The 14,946-nt window shown below is 53.5% G+C and carries 16 protein-coding genes; 11 read left to right on the plus strand and 5 right to left on the minus strand.

All coding sequences use genetic code 11. The annotated features are described in order from the left end of the window. Nucleotides 1-101 precede the first annotated feature (101 nt). Nucleotides 102-503, plus strand: coding sequence for a hypothetical protein (locus GHH_RS02925; protein ID WP_011230138.1), 402 nt, complete (start codon nucleotides 102-104; stop codon nucleotides 501-503). Here GHH_RS02925 and GHH_RS02930 read toward each other — a convergent pair. The 4 genes from GHH_RS02930 to GHH_RS02945 are packed head-to-tail and all read right to left on the minus strand — an operon-like array spanning nucleotide 463 to nucleotide 5,119. Continuing rightward, on the minus strand, nucleotides 463-1,629 hold the full coding sequence (locus tag GHH_RS02930; protein ID WP_015374021.1) for a YheC/YheD family protein: 1,167 nt from the start codon (nucleotides 1,627-1,629) through the stop codon (nucleotides 463-465). The two genes, GHH_RS02925 and GHH_RS02930, sit on opposite strands and share 41 nt — an antisense overlap. After that, nucleotides 1,623-2,972 (minus strand): YheC/YheD family protein, encoded by a 1,350-nt coding sequence (locus tag GHH_RS02935; RefSeq protein WP_015374022.1) that lies wholly within the window; start codon nucleotides 2,970-2,972, stop codon nucleotides 1,623-1,625. The genes GHH_RS02930 and GHH_RS02935 overlap by 7 nt, the downstream gene beginning before the upstream one ends. Then, nucleotides 2,969-4,036 (minus strand): YheC/YheD family protein, encoded by a 1,068-nt coding sequence (locus tag GHH_RS02940; protein WP_015374023.1) that lies wholly within the window; start codon nucleotides 4,034-4,036, stop codon nucleotides 2,969-2,971. The genes GHH_RS02935 and GHH_RS02940 overlap by 4 nt, the downstream gene beginning before the upstream one ends. A gap of 6 nt (nucleotides 4,037-4,042) precedes the next feature. Further along, complete coding sequence (locus GHH_RS02945; RefSeq protein ID WP_015374024.1) at nucleotides 4,043-5,119, minus strand: YheC/YheD family protein; 1,077 nt, start codon at nucleotides 5,117-5,119, stop codon at nucleotides 4,043-4,045. A gap of 126 nt (nucleotides 5,120-5,245) precedes the next feature. Between GHH_RS02945 and GHH_RS02950 the strand changes: the two genes are divergently transcribed. The 4 genes from GHH_RS02950 to GHH_RS02965 all read left to right on the plus strand — a co-directional run bounded on the left by GHH_RS02950 (nucleotide 5,246) and on the right by GHH_RS02965 (nucleotide 9,644). After that, the gene (locus GHH_RS02950) at nucleotides 5,246-6,379 is read left to right on the plus strand and encodes a DUF445 domain-containing protein (RefSeq protein WP_015374025.1); all 1,134 of its coding nucleotides are present in this window, start codon (nucleotides 5,246-5,248) and stop codon (nucleotides 6,377-6,379) included. 71 nt (nucleotides 6,380-6,450) lie between these two features. Then, the gene (locus tag GHH_RS02955) at nucleotides 6,451-6,810 is read left to right on the plus strand and encodes a YlbF family regulator (protein ID WP_013146245.1); all 360 of its coding nucleotides are present in this window, start codon (nucleotides 6,451-6,453) and stop codon (nucleotides 6,808-6,810) included. Between the two features lie 133 nt (nucleotides 6,811-6,943). After that, entirely contained in the window at nucleotides 6,944-7,807 is an 864-nt protein-coding gene (locus GHH_RS02960) for a Cof-type HAD-IIB family hydrolase (protein WP_015374026.1), read from the plus strand. A 331-nt stretch (nucleotides 7,808-8,138) separates the two neighbouring features. Further along, nucleotides 8,139-9,644, plus strand: coding sequence for a coproporphyrinogen III oxidase (locus GHH_RS02965; protein ID WP_041470642.1), 1,506 nt, complete (start codon nucleotides 8,139-8,141; stop codon nucleotides 9,642-9,644). Between the two features lie 37 nt (nucleotides 9,645-9,681). Here GHH_RS02965 and GHH_RS02970 read toward each other — a convergent pair whose 3' ends face one another. Further along, the gene (locus tag GHH_RS02970; RefSeq protein WP_015374028.1) at nucleotides 9,682-9,867 is read right to left on the minus strand and encodes a YhzD family protein; all 186 of its coding nucleotides are present in this window, start codon (nucleotides 9,865-9,867) and stop codon (nucleotides 9,682-9,684) included. Nucleotides 9,868-10,016: 149 nt separating this feature from the next. Here GHH_RS02970 and GHH_RS02975 point away from each other — a divergent pair, with 149 nt between their 5' ends. The 6 genes from GHH_RS02975 (at nucleotide 10,017) to serC (ending at nucleotide 14,896) form a co-directional block, all read left to right on the plus strand. Beyond that, entirely contained in the window at nucleotides 10,017-10,916 is a 900-nt protein-coding gene (locus GHH_RS02975) for an ABC transporter ATP-binding protein (RefSeq protein ID WP_015374029.1), read from the plus strand. Then, the gene (locus tag GHH_RS02980; RefSeq protein ID WP_015374030.1) at nucleotides 10,909-12,138 is read left to right on the plus strand and encodes an ABC transporter permease; all 1,230 of its coding nucleotides are present in this window, start codon (nucleotides 10,909-10,911) and stop codon (nucleotides 12,136-12,138) included. The genes GHH_RS02975 and GHH_RS02980 overlap by 8 nt, the downstream gene beginning before the upstream one ends. 118 nt (nucleotides 12,139-12,256) lie before the next feature. Continuing rightward, nucleotides 12,257-13,234 (plus strand): 3'-5' exoribonuclease YhaM, encoded by a 978-nt coding sequence (yhaM, locus tag GHH_RS02985; protein ID WP_015374031.1) that lies wholly within the window; start codon nucleotides 12,257-12,259, stop codon nucleotides 13,232-13,234. Nucleotides 13,235-13,260: 26 nt separating this feature from the next. Beyond that, complete coding sequence (locus GHH_RS02990; RefSeq protein WP_015374032.1) at nucleotides 13,261-13,389, plus strand: hypothetical protein; 129 nt, start codon at nucleotides 13,261-13,263, stop codon at nucleotides 13,387-13,389. A gap of 106 nt (nucleotides 13,390-13,495) precedes the next feature. Then, nucleotides 13,496-13,684, plus strand: coding sequence for a sporulation YhaL family protein (locus tag GHH_RS02995; protein WP_015374033.1), 189 nt, complete (start codon nucleotides 13,496-13,498; stop codon nucleotides 13,682-13,684). 129 nt (nucleotides 13,685-13,813) lie between these two features. Then, complete coding sequence (gene serC, locus GHH_RS03000) at nucleotides 13,814-14,896, plus strand: 3-phosphoserine/phosphohydroxythreonine transaminase (protein WP_015374034.1); 1,083 nt, start codon at nucleotides 13,814-13,816, stop codon at nucleotides 14,894-14,896. The last annotated feature ends 50 nt before the right edge of the window (nucleotides 14,897-14,946 follow it).

Here is a 14,946-nt window from a genome sequence, read left to right on the forward strand (position 1 = left end):
CTCTCATCGTTTTTCCTAAAGTTTGTCCAAAAGAGGCATACGCTATCCATGCCATTCATATGGATGAAAGAGGACAAGCGGCAAGAAAGGGGCGGCACGCGATGATCATGCTGATCAAAAAATTGCTCGAAACAACCGCCGCGGCGGAAGAAAAAGCCCGGCAGCTCGCTGAGATGGAAACGGATGAGGCATGGGCGGTCTATTTGGCTGAAGCCGAGCGGCAGCGTAAACTTTGGCAATACGTGCATTATTTAGTTGCTGGGGCTAACGCCGACGGTCGAGCGGAAAGAGAGCAAAGCAAAGCAGGCGCACCTCGTTGTGATCTCTTGCAAGCCATGGCGGCGGCTGAGTGGGAAAAAGCGATGTTATGCCAGAACGTCTGCCAAAGCTTAAATGGAGCCGCCAAACAAGCGGTTGATGCTGTGTTCCGCCAGGCGCTTCGCTACAGCGGCCAGTTTCTAGCTATGGCGTACGATGAGCGAGCTCGGCAAACAGCTGATTGAGCCTCTCAAGCCGCCGTGCCTCAATCTCCGGCTCATCAAACACCATCGGCTTGGCGTTGATTTCATAAATGTAAAGCTCGCGTTCGCTTCCGACGCCGATGTCGGCGGAAAACTCGCCGACAAAGCCAAACCGTTCGCCAAGGCGTGCGCCGCTCAAGGCAATAAGCCGCTCGAGCGCCGCTTCATCGATGCGTTCCTTGACTTCTTTGTACGGGAGGATGGTTCCGCCATGAAACACATGGGTCGTCACTGACTCGACGTCGGCCGAACGAACACCGATGCCGGTGATCGTATGGCGGCCGTTGTGCCAATGGGCGAGCACGCGCAAATCGTAGCGGCGTCCATTCCACTCGTTCGTTTCAGCCAATGCTTGGGCGATGTAGCGGCCGGACTGAATGAGTGATGCGAGCGCATCGAGCGAGCAGAACCGTTTTTGGCCGCCCGGATATTCGCAAATGGCTTCCGTCTCTGACAAGGCGGTGAGACGAAACAGCCCCATTCCTCTGGCGCCGTCATCCCGCTTCAAGTAAATGCAGCTGTATTGGCGGAGCCAAGCGCGAAGATCGGCCGCTGTTTGGACAGGCGCCGTCGGCAATAGATGCGGCCAGAGCCGGCGGTCGGACCGCAGCGCGTCATAAACGTCCGATTTGCGGAAAAAAGAGCGGTTGACAAGTGGAACGCCATGGGCGCTCAACTGGGCAGCCGCCGTTTGAAACGGCTCGCTTTCTTCTTCTTCGCGGCTTTTTACTCGATTGTAGACGACATCGGGCAGTGGAGCGGCCGCTTCGATGAAACGATGAATCGTCGGAACGAATACATATCCGGAGACCGTTTTCTCTCCGATGCCGGCGGCCGCACTGACGACGGAGATGCCGCCGGCTTTGTGGATGGAGCGGATGACGGTTTCAAGCCACGGCTTTTTCCCAGCCAGCAAAGCGGAAAGGGACGAGGCGCTGACCAGCACGCCGACGAGCGGTCCCACCCGTCCATATTGCTCGCTTACGGGAAAGACGAGATCGGGAAGGACAGCGGCGGGAGCAACCCAGCCGCTGCCGAATCGATAAGGGCTGCCCGGACTGTTGCACACCCACTCCCCGATGTCAGGACGGTAGCCGATCGTCAGCATGGCCAAAGCGCCTCGGGTTCGGTGATGGCTGTTTTGCTGAGGTGGACGGCGTAAGCGAGCGGCAACCGCGCTGTTCGTTCGTCTGCGTCCTTTAATTTTGGATGCTTAAAAATCGACCGTCCGGGTTTGGAATTGGCTTCAAACATCCAAATCCTTCCTTGTTGGTCAACACCAAGGTCAAAACCGATTTCGCCGATCAACGTTTCTGATGCTTCATCAAGGCAACGGCTGAGCGTAAGGGCGGCGTCAGAAAGACGGGCGAGCATGATTTCGCGCTCGACGGCATCCGGGAAAATTTCTTCCAGCGTTTTGACGATGCCTCCGCTGTTCATATGGGTCGTGATGCTTTGTTTTCCAGCAATTTTGGCGGCGATGGCGCTCACTTGCCATATGCCGTGTTCGTTTTTGTTAACGTGAACGCGGAAATCAGCCGGTCGGCCGTTGACGGCAAGAAGCGGAACCGCTTGTTGGATGACATAGCGGTGAAGCGGCGCATGGGCGAGCAAATGATGCCACACCGCCATGGCGGTCGGAAACAGCACTGTTTGGATTTCTCCGCTTTCATCGCGGAACCGGCATTCATAGGCGTTTTTTTTCGCTACATGATAAATGCCGCGGCCGAGGCTGCCGTCGGCCGGCTTGATGTACGCTTCACGGTAGCGGGCAAGAAACTGCTCAATGGTGTGCTGCGTCACGTGGGCGGACGTCGCCGGCAAATACGGCTGCGCCTTCGGATGAAGAGCGAGCCGGCGGTAAATGTCCCATTTGTTGAAAAAACACCCGTTAAAGATCGGGATGCCGTAGGTGGTTTGCAACGTCTTCGTCATCGTTTGAAACGCTTCCTCCTTTTCGACGCGCCGGTTTGGCAGCCGGTTGTAAACGACATTCGGCAACGGCACCGTATGGCGTTCCCAGCCGCGCTCAGTGTAAAAATAGCCGTTCGTCATGCCGTTTTCCCAGTCAATATGGGGCGCGCCAAACAAAAAGGCAAATCCGCCGACTTGCTTTTCTTGCGCCAGCAGCTTGGCAAAAAAGAAGCTCCGGCTGCCGACCGGGCGGTGGAGCGACTTTGTGAATCCGGCGGTCAAAATGCCGACAAGCGGCCCGAAGTGAACAGCTTCATCGGTCAAAAAGACATGAACGTCAGCGGCAAATGGGATCGACAAGCATCGGGCAACGTCATGCGACACAATCACACGGTCGACAAGACGGGGGGAAGAAATGACCCGGCATGGGGTGACAAGGCTGCCGAACGCGGCTGATGTTTGCCTAGATGCTTGGAGCGTGGCGGGAAGAATCACTGTATTTGTTTGTTTTTCGTCAATGATCAACGTGTAGGTCATTGGCTTTTTCCCCCTCTGGCCAAAAACAAGCAATACCGAAGCGGCGCTTCGTACAGTTCGTTTTGTTGCTCCGGGGGCAGAAGATGCGCCACTTTTCTCCCCGGCTTGGAATTGACATCCAAAATCCACACCGCCCCGTTGTCGGTCGCACCAAGATCCAAGCCGATTTCAAACAAAGGTCCGAACGTGTGATCCATATAAACTGGCAGCGTGCGGATGATCGTCTCAACGCCATCGAGCACGAAGAGACGTTTTGAAGAGGAAAGGCGGTCGAGCCACTCGGAAAACGGACGAATGTCCGCGCCGGCGCGGACGTTGGCCACCCATGCCCCTGGTCGGCCGACTCGCACGGCCCGCACCCGCTCCACCCAGTGTCCGTTTTCATCCTTTTGCAAAAGAATGCGGAGGTCAAACGGTTCACCCTCCGGGGTCGATAGCTGAAGCAATGGCTGCAGGACATACTCGCCGCGGCGGCTCCAAGAGGCGAGGAGTTGTTCCAGCTCGCTTCGGCGGGCAATGACGGCCTGTTCTTGACCGTGACTGTCTTGGACGGACAGCGCCTTCCCTTTCTTTTGAAAGATGCCAATACCGCGTCCTCCGGAGCCGTGCACCGGCTTGGCGATGGCGGCTTGTTCGCGGCGGAGAAGCGCAAGCACATCATCGGCGCGCTCAAGACGGACAGTCGGAGGCACGTATGCGGACAAGAGCGGGTGAGAGGAGAGCGCTTCATATACGTCCCATTTGCCCGGCAGGCCATAGCCTAAAAACGTGAGGTCAGGTCGCTGCTTCAACCAGTTCATAATCGGTTTTGCTTTTTTGGACCGCTCATCATGGCCGTAAAAGCAGCGGTCATATAAAAATGGCGGAATGGCAAAGACGGCGTTTGTCCATTCGTTCGTTTCCTCTTGAAAGAGAAAGCCGCGGACGTTTTCCGTCTGCGGATCGATCGATAGCGGTGAAAAGCGGCAGACGGAAATGCCGTAGCGTCTGGCGCGTTTCGCCACCTCCGTGCAATACGTGTGGTCTTGCTGTTCGTCAAGGGTGACAAAACCGAGTGAAAGCAAAACGGTTCACTCCTTTTCTTCCATCAATGTCAAACTATAGTCGATGATCGCCTTCGCCGACGGGCGGACCGATTGGTAGGAAGCGGCCATATCCGTCTGTTTCGACGGCTTCGTATTCACCTCGATGATCCACGGCTGGCCATGGATGTCAATGGCAAGATCAACGCCAAACTCTCCATACAGTCCTTCCGCTTCCGAGGCGAGAACGGCAGCGGATTCCAGTGCGATTTCTCTCAGAAGCTGTTTTTGCTGGAACGCGTCAACTCTCGTGTACCACTTCCGCAAGACGTCATTGACCGCCATCAGTTCTCCGCCGCGGGCAAGGTTGGCCACGAATTGGCCGGGCGGCGCGATGCGGGCGACGGCGGAAGTGACGCGCCAATCATGGTGGCGGACGCGATGACAAAGCAGGCGAAAATCGACCGGGCGGCCGTCGAGGGTGCGAAGTTCAAGCCCTTGTTGGATGATCATCGGCGTTCGGATTTGTTGCCGCAAAGCGGAAGCTAAAGCGTCCATCGAACGATATACGGCCGTTGAAGCGGAAGTGGAATGGCGAAGACAAATTCCGTCGTCCGAATGTTGGAGGCAGAAAATCCCTCGCCCTTGGCTGCCATAGATCGGCTTGAGAAAGACGGATGGGAAAGCGTCAAGGAACGCCTCAAGCGTATGTTGACCGCTCCAGAGCGCCGTTTTCGGCAAGTGCGGGTGCAAGTACTCGTGCCGCTCAAAATGGCAGTGCACTTCCCATTTATGCAAAAAGCGATGGTTGAACATCATCCCGTTTTCTTCGGCAAGCCGGGCGAGCAGCTCGGCAAACAAAGGGGAGCGTTCGAGCTTGCGCGAGTGAAGGCGATTGTAAACGACATCGGCTGGAGGCACGTCCCGCTTGCCCCATCCGCTTTCGGTCCACTGATAGCCGACTCCCTCTAAGTAAAGCGCCGGCGAGGATACGTAAAAAAAGAGACCACGCTTTCTAGCATATGCCGCCAATTCCTCGCAAAAATGATGGATGGATCCAAAGGCAGCCCGTTCACTTGTTTCATTGATTTCCGTCAGCACAGCCATCGTTCGTTGTTTGCTCATCGCAGTCCCTCATTTGCGCATTCGTCAGGCAAGCTCTATAATGAACAATTAGGCAAACGTTTATATCGCCATCGTATGATGACGGACGCCGTTTGGTGACAGCGGCGGGGACGGAAGGAGAAGAGGATGGAAACGTTCGTTTATTTGCTGTTTATGGTGGCGGTCGGGGCGCTCATTGGCGGGGTGACGAATTTGATCGCCATCGTGATGCTGTTTCGCCCATATGAGCCGATGTACGTGTTTGGCAAACGGCTGCCGTTTACGCCGGGATTGATTCCAAAGCGGCGGCGGGAGCTGGCCGAACAGCTCGGGAAAACGGTCGTGGAACATTTGGTGACGCCGGAAGGATTGCGGCGCAAACTCATGGATCCGTCCTTTACGGCCGAGATGGCCGAGTGGGGGCGGGAATGGCTTCGAAAGTGGCTTGCGCGCAAAGAAACGCCGGCTGAGTTGCTTGAACGCCTTGGTATTCGCTCTCCCGCCGAGCGGCTCGAGGCGATGGCGGCCGAGCAAGCTGAGCGAGCGTACGAACGGTGGAGCGAAACGTGGCGTCTGCGGCCGATACGCGATGTATTGCCAGCGGAGTTGAAGCAGACAATGGAAGCGCGCGTCGAAAGTCTAGCGGGTTATTTGGCCGACAGGACGCTTGACTACTTTCGCAGCGAGGAGGGAAAGCAGCAGATTTCCAGCATGATCGAGCGTTTTTTCCAAGAGCGCGGGATGGTTGGAAATATGCTGCAGATGCTGCTTGGCAATGTCCATTTCGTCGATAAGGTGCAGGCGGAGCTCGGTAAATTTTTGCGCCATGCTGGCACAAGAGAGGTGCTCTCCCGCCTTCTTTGGACGGAGTGGAACAAATGGTTGGACTATCCGCTCGCAACCGTGGAAGAGATGATCGGCCGCCGGCGCATCGATGAAGCGGTGCGGTCGGCTGTCCGCCGCTTGGTGCAAAGCGGCGGATGGCTGAACCGTCCGCTTGCCGAACTGCTCGCCCCATACGAACAGCCCTTGTTTGGTCGTCTCATCCCGCAGGCGGCGGAAGCAGCCAGCCGCCTGCTTAGCGGCAAGATTGAGGCAATCGTGGCGCAGCTTGGGCTTGAAGATATCGTCCGTGAACAAGTAGAGTCATTTTCGTTGCAACGGTTGGAAGCGATCATTTTATCGATCGCCCGCCGTGAACTAAAGATGATTACGTATTTGGGCGCCTTGCTTGGCGGGCTGATCGGCGCCGTTCAAGGCGTCATTGGCTTATGGCTGTAGGCTGTGGCATATCGCCGTCAGATGGCGCATACGTTAGAACGTGAACGATATTCGTATAGGAGGCTCTTTTTATGTCTGAACCCCTTCATGCGCTCGCTAGACAGCTTGAGCAGGCGATTCGGGCGAGCGAGCCGTTTCAGCAGCTGAAACGGGCATACGAAGATGTCCGCCGAGATGAAATCGCCTATCGAATGTTCGCGAATGTCCGCGACATCCAGCTTCGGCTCCATGAAAAACAGATGCGCGGGGCGGCCATTTTGCCTGATGAAATCGAACAGGCGCAAAAGGCGATGGCGCTCGCCCAGCAAAACGAGAAACTCGCCCGCCTGATGGCGCTCGAGCAGCAAATGAGCATAACCATTGCCGAGGTTCAGCAAATCGCCATGAAGCCGCTTGAGGAGTTGCACCGTTCATTCATGGAAGGAAGATAGGAAAAACACCCGGTCGGGTGTTCTTTTTTTGTCCGTTTCGTCATAGTCATGAAAATGATAAGGAATGCAAAGCCGCCGCCAGCTTGCTGGCGGCGGCAAGAGAGGTTGAGACGGACAAAAGGGGGAGACAGCCGTGTATAAGCTGTTGGCGCTCAACATTGACGGAACGATTTTAAAAAACAACGGCCGCCTGCCGCGCGAAACGAAAGAGGCGGTCGACTATGTGAAGAAAAAAGGAGTTTATGTTACGTTAATCACGAGCCGCAATTTGCTTTCCGCCCGCAAAGTGGCGAAAGCGCTGCGGCTTGATGGGATGCTCATTGCATTCCAAGGAGCGATGATTGCCAGAACGCTTGATGATAGGCTGTTTGACGCCGTGATCCCTGAGGAGCGGACGTTTAATATCGTGCAAATTTTGGAAAACTTCAACTGCAACATCCGCCTCATGCATGAGCGGTATTCGCTCGGCAATCGGAAGAAAGTGAAGAAAAACCTTGTCGTGCAAACGGTTCTCTCCTCAAGCGACCCGTTTTTCTATCCGACCCAATTTGTCGACTCGCTTGGCGACGTGTTGATGGACGAACCGATCGCTGTGCCGAAAATTGATGTATATTTTGCTACAGACGAAGAGAGGGATGCAGCGGCCGCTTTATTGACGAAATCGATTCCGTCCATTGATATGATTATGCAGCCAAACGGAAAAATGGAAATTGTCCCGCAAGGAGTGTCTAAACTAGCGGGGTTGCGCCGGCTGGCTCAACATATCGGCGTATCGTTGAAAGAAACGGTGATGATCGGTGACGGCCTTGACGATTTGCCGGCGATTGAAGCGGCTGGGCTCGGCGTCGCCATGGGGAACGCGCCGCTTGAGGTGAAGCGGGCGGCCGACTGGGTGACGCGTTCGAACGAACAGCTCGGCGTCGCCTACATGGTGAAAGAACATTTCCGCAAACAGCAACGGATCGAGTTTTTGCAAAAACTCAAAACGAAACAGTAAGAAGCTTGAGCGGGGAGCGAACCGTGAGCGGACAACTGGCGCTTGCCGTTTTCACGAAAATCATAAAAATGAGGCCGGAGCGAATGCCCGGCTTTTTTAATCTATATAAGTTGCAATAAAGATTTTCCGATTGTTCGATTCTGTTTTCCTTCATAACAAGTCATTTTGATAGAATGCAGCGGGCGCTCTACTGGATGTAAAACAAAGTTTCAACTTATATAGTTGGCCGGGCGGGAGTCATTTCCATAAAGTCGGTGGCAAAGGTGCATTCTTCCGCTTGACGAAGGAAACAGCCGTTCAGTACACTGAAAGAAGTTTGAAAGAAAAGGTGATGAACGTGCGGATCGAAATTCAAGGACTGCCGCATCCGGAACGGTTTCAGCGCCCGCTCGAAGTGATGACCGAGCTGTTCTTCGAAGCGCCGGAGCTGTTGTTCGCGCCGCTTCCCGAGGCCGATATGGCCGCTATGTTTTCCGTCAAGGAAGACGGGTGCATCGCTGTTTCTGGGACGCTTCTCGACAAGACGTCCGGGCGCGTGGAGGAAGCGCGTCATGAATGCAGCACGCCGGCGGATGCTGACGGGAAAACGTACGAAAAACAGCTGAAAAACGCCGTTTTGCATGTCTATTTGACGTTGCTTGAGCGTTCTACCGGCCTCATTCAGCCGTGGGGCGTGCTGACCGGCGTGCGTCCGGTCAAGCTGCTTCATCAGCTTTTGCGCTCAGGCCTTTCGAAAGAAGAGGCGCACCGGAAGCTGGCTGAAGAGTATTTAGTGACAAACGAAAAAATCGAATTGATGCAAGCGATCGTGGACCGCCAGCTCACGGTCGTGCCGGATTTGTACGATTTGGCCCACGAAGTGAGCATCTATATCGGCATTCCATTTTGCCCAACGAAATGCGCCTATTGCACATTTCCGGCGTACGCCATCAACGGCCGCCAAGGGTCGGTCGACGCCTTTTTGGCCGGCCTTCATTACGAAATGGAGGCGGTCGGCCGCTTTTTGCGCGAGCGCGGCATCCGCATCACAACGATTTACTACGGCGGCGGGACGCCGACGAGCATTACGGCCGACGAGATGGACCGGCTGTACGCTCATATGTATGACGTATTTCCAGACGTCGACCGCGTCCGCGAAATCACGGTCGAAGCCGGGCGTCCGGATACGATTACGCCGGAGAAGCTCGAAGTGTTGAAAAAATGGCGGATCGACCGCATCAGCATTAACCCGCAATCCTACATTCAGGAGACGTTAAAAGCGATCGGGCGCCATCATACCGTTGAAGAAACGATTGAGAAGTTCCACTTGGCGCGGCAGATGGGGATGAACAACATCAACATGGACTTAATCATCGGACTGCCGGGCGAGGGGCTGCCGGAGTTTGTGTATACGCTTGAACAGACGGAACGGCTTCTGCCCGAGTCGCTGACCGTTCATACGCTGTCGTTCAAGCGGGCGTCGGAAATGACAAAGAACAAACAAAAGTACAAAGTCGCCAGCCGCGAGGAAGTGCAGGCGATGATGAAGGCGGCCCAAGAATGGACAAAGGAACACGGTTATGTCCCTTACTATTTGTATCGACAAAAAAACATTCTCGGCAACCTTGAAAACGTCGGCTACGCGCTGCCGGGGAATGAGAGCATCTACAACATCATGATTATGGAAGAGCAACAGTCGATCATCGGCCTTGGCTGCGGGGCATCAAGCAAATTCGTTGATCCGAAAACGCGGAAAATCACCCGCCAGGCGAACCCAAAAGAGCCGAAAGTGTACAACGAGCATTTCGCCGAATATACGGAAGAGAAAATCAATATATTAAAGGAAATATTTGGATAAATAACAACATCCCGGGAACAACCCCGGGGTGTTTTGATTAGCGGTGAAATAAAATGAGCTTGCCGCTGGCATTGACGCAACGGTGTGTTTTGTCCCAACAGCCGCGCTCGCGCAGCTTTTGTTCACCGATTTTTTTCGCTTCTTCATCATTGGCGGCTTCAAACGTTTCATCGAGCAATTTTTCCCCGTCGCGCTCAAACGCGGTCAACGTATACGTCGGCATGTCACCATCTCCTTTCGCTGAATCATCATTCATTTCTCTTTCATTTAGAGGTTGAATCGACAAATTCCTGCTTTTATCTGAAACTTTTTTTAAGATTGTACGTTTTAATAATGTGGGTGGAAAATTTGTTTTACGTTGGGGGAATGTGGATGAGTTTAGAGATCATTGAGGTGACGAAACGGTTTGGTCAGGCGACGGCCGTCGACCATTTAACGTTGACGGTTCCAGAAGGGGAGATGTTCGGATTGCTTGGGGCGAACGGAGCGGGAAAAACGACGACCTTTCGCATGATTTTAGGCCTTCTGCTCCCGACGGAAGGGGTGATCCGTTGGCAAGGCGAACCAATTGATGACTCGAAAAGCCATCTGATCGGCTATTTGCCGGAAGAGCGCGGGTTGTACCCGAAGCTGAAAGTGCAAGAGCAGCTTCTGTATTTAGGGCGGTTGCGCGGAATGAAAAAGACGGATCTTCTTCCGGAAATCGACCGCTGGCTCGAGCGCTTCCATATCCGCGATTACGCCAACAAGCGGGTGGAGGAGCTGTCGAAAGGCAACCAGCAAAAAATCCAGTTTATCGCTGCTGTGCTTCATCGACCGAAGCTATTAATCTTGGATGAGCCATTCAGCGGTCTTGATCCGGTGAACGTTGAACTGTTGAAAGAAGCGGTGCTTGATTTAAAACGGAACGGCACGACCATTGTCTTCTCGAGTCATCGGATGGAACATGTGGAAGAGCTGTGCGAACATGTCTGCATTTTGCGCCGCGGCCGCGCAGTGGTGGCTGGAGCGCTGCGTGAACTGAAACGCTCGTTTGGCAAACAAATACTTGTTATTCAAGGCGACGGGCCGTTTGAAGAATTGGCGCGGTTTCCTGGCGTTTTGCAGTGGAAGAGGACGGCGGAAGGGGTGCGGCTGCAAATCGCCAATGAGGAGACGGCACAAGCGATACTCGGCCATATTGCAGGAAAAGTCGCGGTTCGTCTGTTTGCCTTGGAAGAACCGTCTCTGAATGATATCTTTATTGAAAAAGTAGGTGCGGCGTATGAATAAGTTTTTCCTTGTGGCGGGGCATACGTATGGAACGAAGCTGAGGGCGAAAGCATTTCTTGTGACAACCGCCATCACTTGCCTGTTGATCATCGGGGTGGCCAACATTCAGCCGATCATCGAGTTTTTCACCGGTGATGAAAAGACTCATGTCGCGGTCATTGACCGCACGGGATCCTTGTACGGTCCGCTTGAGAAGCAGGTAAGCCATGACCAAATCGCGTTGACGAAAATTACGGATATGGAAAACGAAGCGAAAGAAGCAGTCAAAGAAGGCAAATGGGACGGATTGCTCGTATTGTCCATCGATGCGGAAGGATTGCCGGAAGCGGTGTATTATGCCAATACGATTGTGGACAATCAGACGCCTGACGAACTCAAACGAGCGCTAAGCCAGCTGAAAACAGCGCTTTCAGCCGCTAAGCTCGGCCTGACGGATGAACAAATGGCTGAGCTTTACAAACCGGTTCCGTTCCAAAAGGTGGCATTGGAAAAAAACGCGAAGACGGAAGAGGAGTTGAACCAAGCGCGCGCTCTTGTTTATGTCCTTCTTTTCGCGATGTATATGTTTGTTTTGATGTATGGAGGAATGATTGCGACGGAGGTGGCGACGGAAAAATCGTCGCGCGTGATGGAAATTTTAGTGTCAAGCGTCCCGCCGGTCCAACAGCTGTTTGGCAAAATCATCGGCGTTGCTCTTGTCAGCTTGACGCAATTTTTCGTTTTTTTCGCCGTCGCTTTCGCCGCGTTAAAAACGAGCGGGCAGGAAGTGTGGCGTTTCCTCGGATTTGACCACCTGCCGGCATCGATATTTGTGTATGCACTCGTTTTTTTCTTGCTCGGTTACCTCTTGTATGCGGTGCTGTTTGCCGTGCTCGGTTCGCTCGTCAGCCGGGTCGAAGATGTGCAGCCGGCGATTACGCCGGTCATGATGTTGGTTGTCGCTGCATTTATGATCGCGATGTTTGGCTTGAATGCGCCAGAGTCGGCGTTCGTGACCGGCGCCTCGTTTGTTCCCTTTTTCGCTCCGATGCTCATGTTTTTGCGCATCGGCCTCGTTTCCGTGCCGGGGTGGGAAGTGGCGCTTTGCCTTGTGCTTTTAGCGGCGACGACTGCCTTGCTGATCTATTTTGGCGCCAAAGTGTATCGAGGCGGTGTGCTGATGTATGGGCGAATGAACATTTTCAAGGATATAAAACGGGCCATTCAGCTAACAAAAAAATAAACAGCGTGACGGGACGTTTGGGCCAATGTTTCCTTGCCGTTTCGGCAAGGCTTTCTTTTTGCCCTCTAACCGTTATGATATACTAGAAAGTACGTACAGAGAAACGGAGGAGAACGAAGTGGCGAAAGGCATCATCCATTATGAGGTTGGGGAACAAGTTGATCTCTTTTTGCTCATCAAATCCGCAACGAAAGGCATCGCCAGCAACGGCAAGCCGTTCTTAACGTTGATTTTGCAAGATAAAAGCGGCGACATTGAAGCCAAACTGTGGGATGTCTCGCCGGATGACGAAGAGCGGTATGTGCCGGAGTGCATCGTCAAAGTGGCGGGAGACATCCATAACTACCGCGGCAAATTGCAGCTGCGCATCCGTTCGATCCGTCCTGCTCATCCGGGCGATGCGGTGCGCATCGATGACTTTTTGGAGACGGCTCCGCTCGGCCGCGAGGAAATGAAGGCGAAAGTCATGGAATACATATTTGCGATGGAAAATCCAAACATCCAGCGCATTACCCGCTATTTGTTGAAAAAATACGAAAAGGCGTTTTTTGAGTACCCAGCGGCGACGAAAAACCATCATGAATTCATCTCCGGACTGGCGTACCACGTCGTGTCGATGCTCGAGCTCGCCAAGGCGCTCATCCATCTCTATCCGTCGCTCAATAAAGATTTGCTTTATGCCGGCGTCATTTTGCATGACCTTGGCAAAGTGATGGAATTATCCGGTCCGGTATCGGCGGCGTATACGCTTGAAGGAAATTTGCTCGGACACATTTCGATCATGGTGAGCGAGATCAGCAAGGCGGCGGAACAGCTCGGCATTCAAGGTGAAGAAGTCGTCATTTTGCAGCATCTTGTGCTCGCGCATCATGGCAAGGCGGAATGGGGCAGCCCGAAGCCGCCGCTTGTCAAAGAAGCCGAGGTACTTCATTACATTGACAATTTGGATGCGAAAATTACGATGATCGACCGTGCGCTTGAGAAAGTAAAACCAGGTGAATTCACTGAACGCGTCTTTGCCCTTGACAACCGCTCGTTTTACAAACCGGCGTTTTTGTCTGTTTCAAAGCCAAAAAACGCGGGTAGTAAAGAGTAGGGACGGATCAAGGGGAGGGATGGATTATGATCGAACCGATCATTGAAATCGTCCCAAAGACCCAGTATGAACAGGCGAAAGAAGAATTGAAGGAATTGCGACGTCAATGGAAAAAGGTAGAAGCGAAGAAGAAGCCAAAACGAAGCGAAACATAAGCGTTGTCCCCATGAAAGAGGCGGCATTCCCGCCTCTTTCTCCATGCATACGGCTGCCCGCTCGCGCGTATAGTGTAGTAAGACAAGCATACAAGGGGGAATGGCGATGCTCAGTTTGCCTTGGTGGGTGTATTTGGTTGTTGCCGGCATTATTTTCAGCGGCTACATGACCGTCAAAACAGCGGCGCGCGAGCGGGAAATCGACGAGGCGTTTATTGAAAAAGAAGGCGAAATTTATATGGAGCGCATCCGTCAAGAACGGGAGCGGCGGAAACAAGCGAAGTCCTTGCAATAGCAGGGGCTTTCTTTTTTTGGAAGATTTCATTTGAAAACGCTTTTTTCAAAAAATTCTCTTTCTTTTTTTTTGAATCGTGTTAGGATAGTAATATCAATGGACTACCAGGAGGCAAAGTGAGGGATAACAATGAAACGCGCGTACAACTTCAACGCCGGCCCGTCAGCGCTGCCGCTTCCGGTGCTTGAGCGGGCGCAAAAAGAACTCCTTAATTTTCAAAACACCGGCATGTCGGTGATGGAATTAAGCCACCGAAGCAAGGAATACGAGGCTGTCCATAATGCGGCGAAAGAGCGGCTCAAGCGACTTCTAAATGTGCCGGACGGATATGACATTTTATTTTTGCAAGGCGGGGCGAGCCTGCAGTTTTCAATGGTGCCGATGAACCTCCTCACGGAAGGGAAAATCGGCTGTTATGTGCTGACCGGGGCGTGGTCGGAGAAAGCGCTGAAAGAAGCGCAAAAAATCGGTTTGACAACGGTCGTCGCTTCGAGCAAAGAAGCGAACTACACATACATTCCGCCGCTTGATGACGTCCAATGGCCGAAAAACGCCGCCTATGTCCATATTACGTCAAACAACACGATCTTCGGCACTCAATGGAAGGAATTTCCGAACACGCCGGTTGACTTGGTCGCGGATATGTCGAGCGATATTTTAAGCCGTCCGTTCGATGTCAGTCAATTTGCCCTCATTTACGCCGGGGCGCAGAAAAATCTCGGCCCGTCAGGAGTCACGGTTGTCATTCTTCGCAACGATTTGCTGGAGCGCATTCCGGATGGGCTGCCGACGATGCTGGATTACCGGACGCACCAGAAGAGCAATTCGTTGTACAACACGCCGCCGACGTTTGCCATTTACATGCTGTCGCTCGTGCTCGAATGGGTCGAAGAGCAAGGCGGTGTGGCGGCGATGGAAGAGCGCAACCGGCAAAAGGCGGCCGTGCTGTATGAGGCGATTGATGAAAGCGGCGGCTTTTACAAACCGCACGCCGAAAAGGGGAGCCGTTCGCTCATGAACGTCACCTTTACGCTTCCAAATGAGGAGCTGACGAAAACGTTCCTCGCCGAGGCGAAAGAACGCGGGTTTGTCGGGCTCGGCGGGCACCGATCGGTCGGCGGCTGCAGGGCGTCGATTTACAACGCGGTGCCGCTTGAGGCGTGCGAAGCGCTCGCGTCGTTCATGAACGAGTTCCGCCGCCGTTTTGCCTGAAAATTTCTTCTTCACTTTTACACTGCAAAGTGATATAATGATAGAAAAAT

It is taken from the genome of Geobacillus sp. GHH01 (genome assembly GCF_000336445.1).
In the GTDB taxonomy this organism is placed as follows: Bacteria; Bacillota; Bacilli; order Bacillales; family Anoxybacillaceae; genus Geobacillus; species Geobacillus zalihae.

Bases quoted from the DNA above. Each gene is read 5' to 3' on its own strand.
- GHH_RS02925 (WP_011230138.1), top strand. From the start codon at position 102: ATGATCATGCTGATCAAAAAATTGCTCGAAACAACCGCCGCGGCGGAA.
- GHH_RS02930 (WP_015374021.1), bottom strand. From the start codon at position 1,629: ATGCTGACGATCGGCTACCGTCCTGACATCGGGGAGTGGGTGTGCAAC.
- GHH_RS02935 (WP_015374022.1), bottom strand. From the start codon at position 2,972: ATGACCTACACGTTGATCATTGACGAAAAACAAACAAATACAGTGATT.
- GHH_RS02945 (WP_015374024.1), bottom strand. From the start codon at position 5,119: ATGAGCAAACAACGAACGATGGCTGTGCTGACGGAAATCAATGAAACA.
- GHH_RS02950 (WP_015374025.1), top strand. From the start codon at position 5,246: ATGGAAACGTTCGTTTATTTGCTGTTTATGGTGGCGGTCGGGGCGCTC.
- GHH_RS02955 (WP_013146245.1), top strand. From the start codon at position 6,451: ATGTCTGAACCCCTTCATGCGCTCGCTAGACAGCTTGAGCAGGCGATT.
- GHH_RS02965 (WP_041470642.1), top strand. From the start codon at position 8,139: ATGAACGTGCGGATCGAAATTCAAGGACTGCCGCATCCGGAACGGTTT.
- GHH_RS02970 (WP_015374028.1), bottom strand. From the start codon at position 9,867: ATGCCGACGTATACGTTGACCGCGTTTGAGCGCGACGGGGAAAAATTG.
- GHH_RS02975 (WP_015374029.1), top strand. From the start codon at position 10,017: ATGAGTTTAGAGATCATTGAGGTGACGAAACGGTTTGGTCAGGCGACG.
- GHH_RS02980 (WP_015374030.1), top strand. From the start codon at position 10,909: ATGAATAAGTTTTTCCTTGTGGCGGGGCATACGTATGGAACGAAGCTG.
- GHH_RS02990 (WP_015374032.1), top strand. From the start codon at position 13,261: ATGATCGAACCGATCATTGAAATCGTCCCAAAGACCCAGTATGAACAG.
- GHH_RS02995 (WP_015374033.1), top strand. From the start codon at position 13,496: ATGCTCAGTTTGCCTTGGTGGGTGTATTTGGTTGTTGCCGGCATTATT.
- serC (WP_015374034.1), top strand. From the start codon at position 13,814: ATGAAACGCGCGTACAACTTCAACGCCGGCCCGTCAGCGCTGCCGCTT.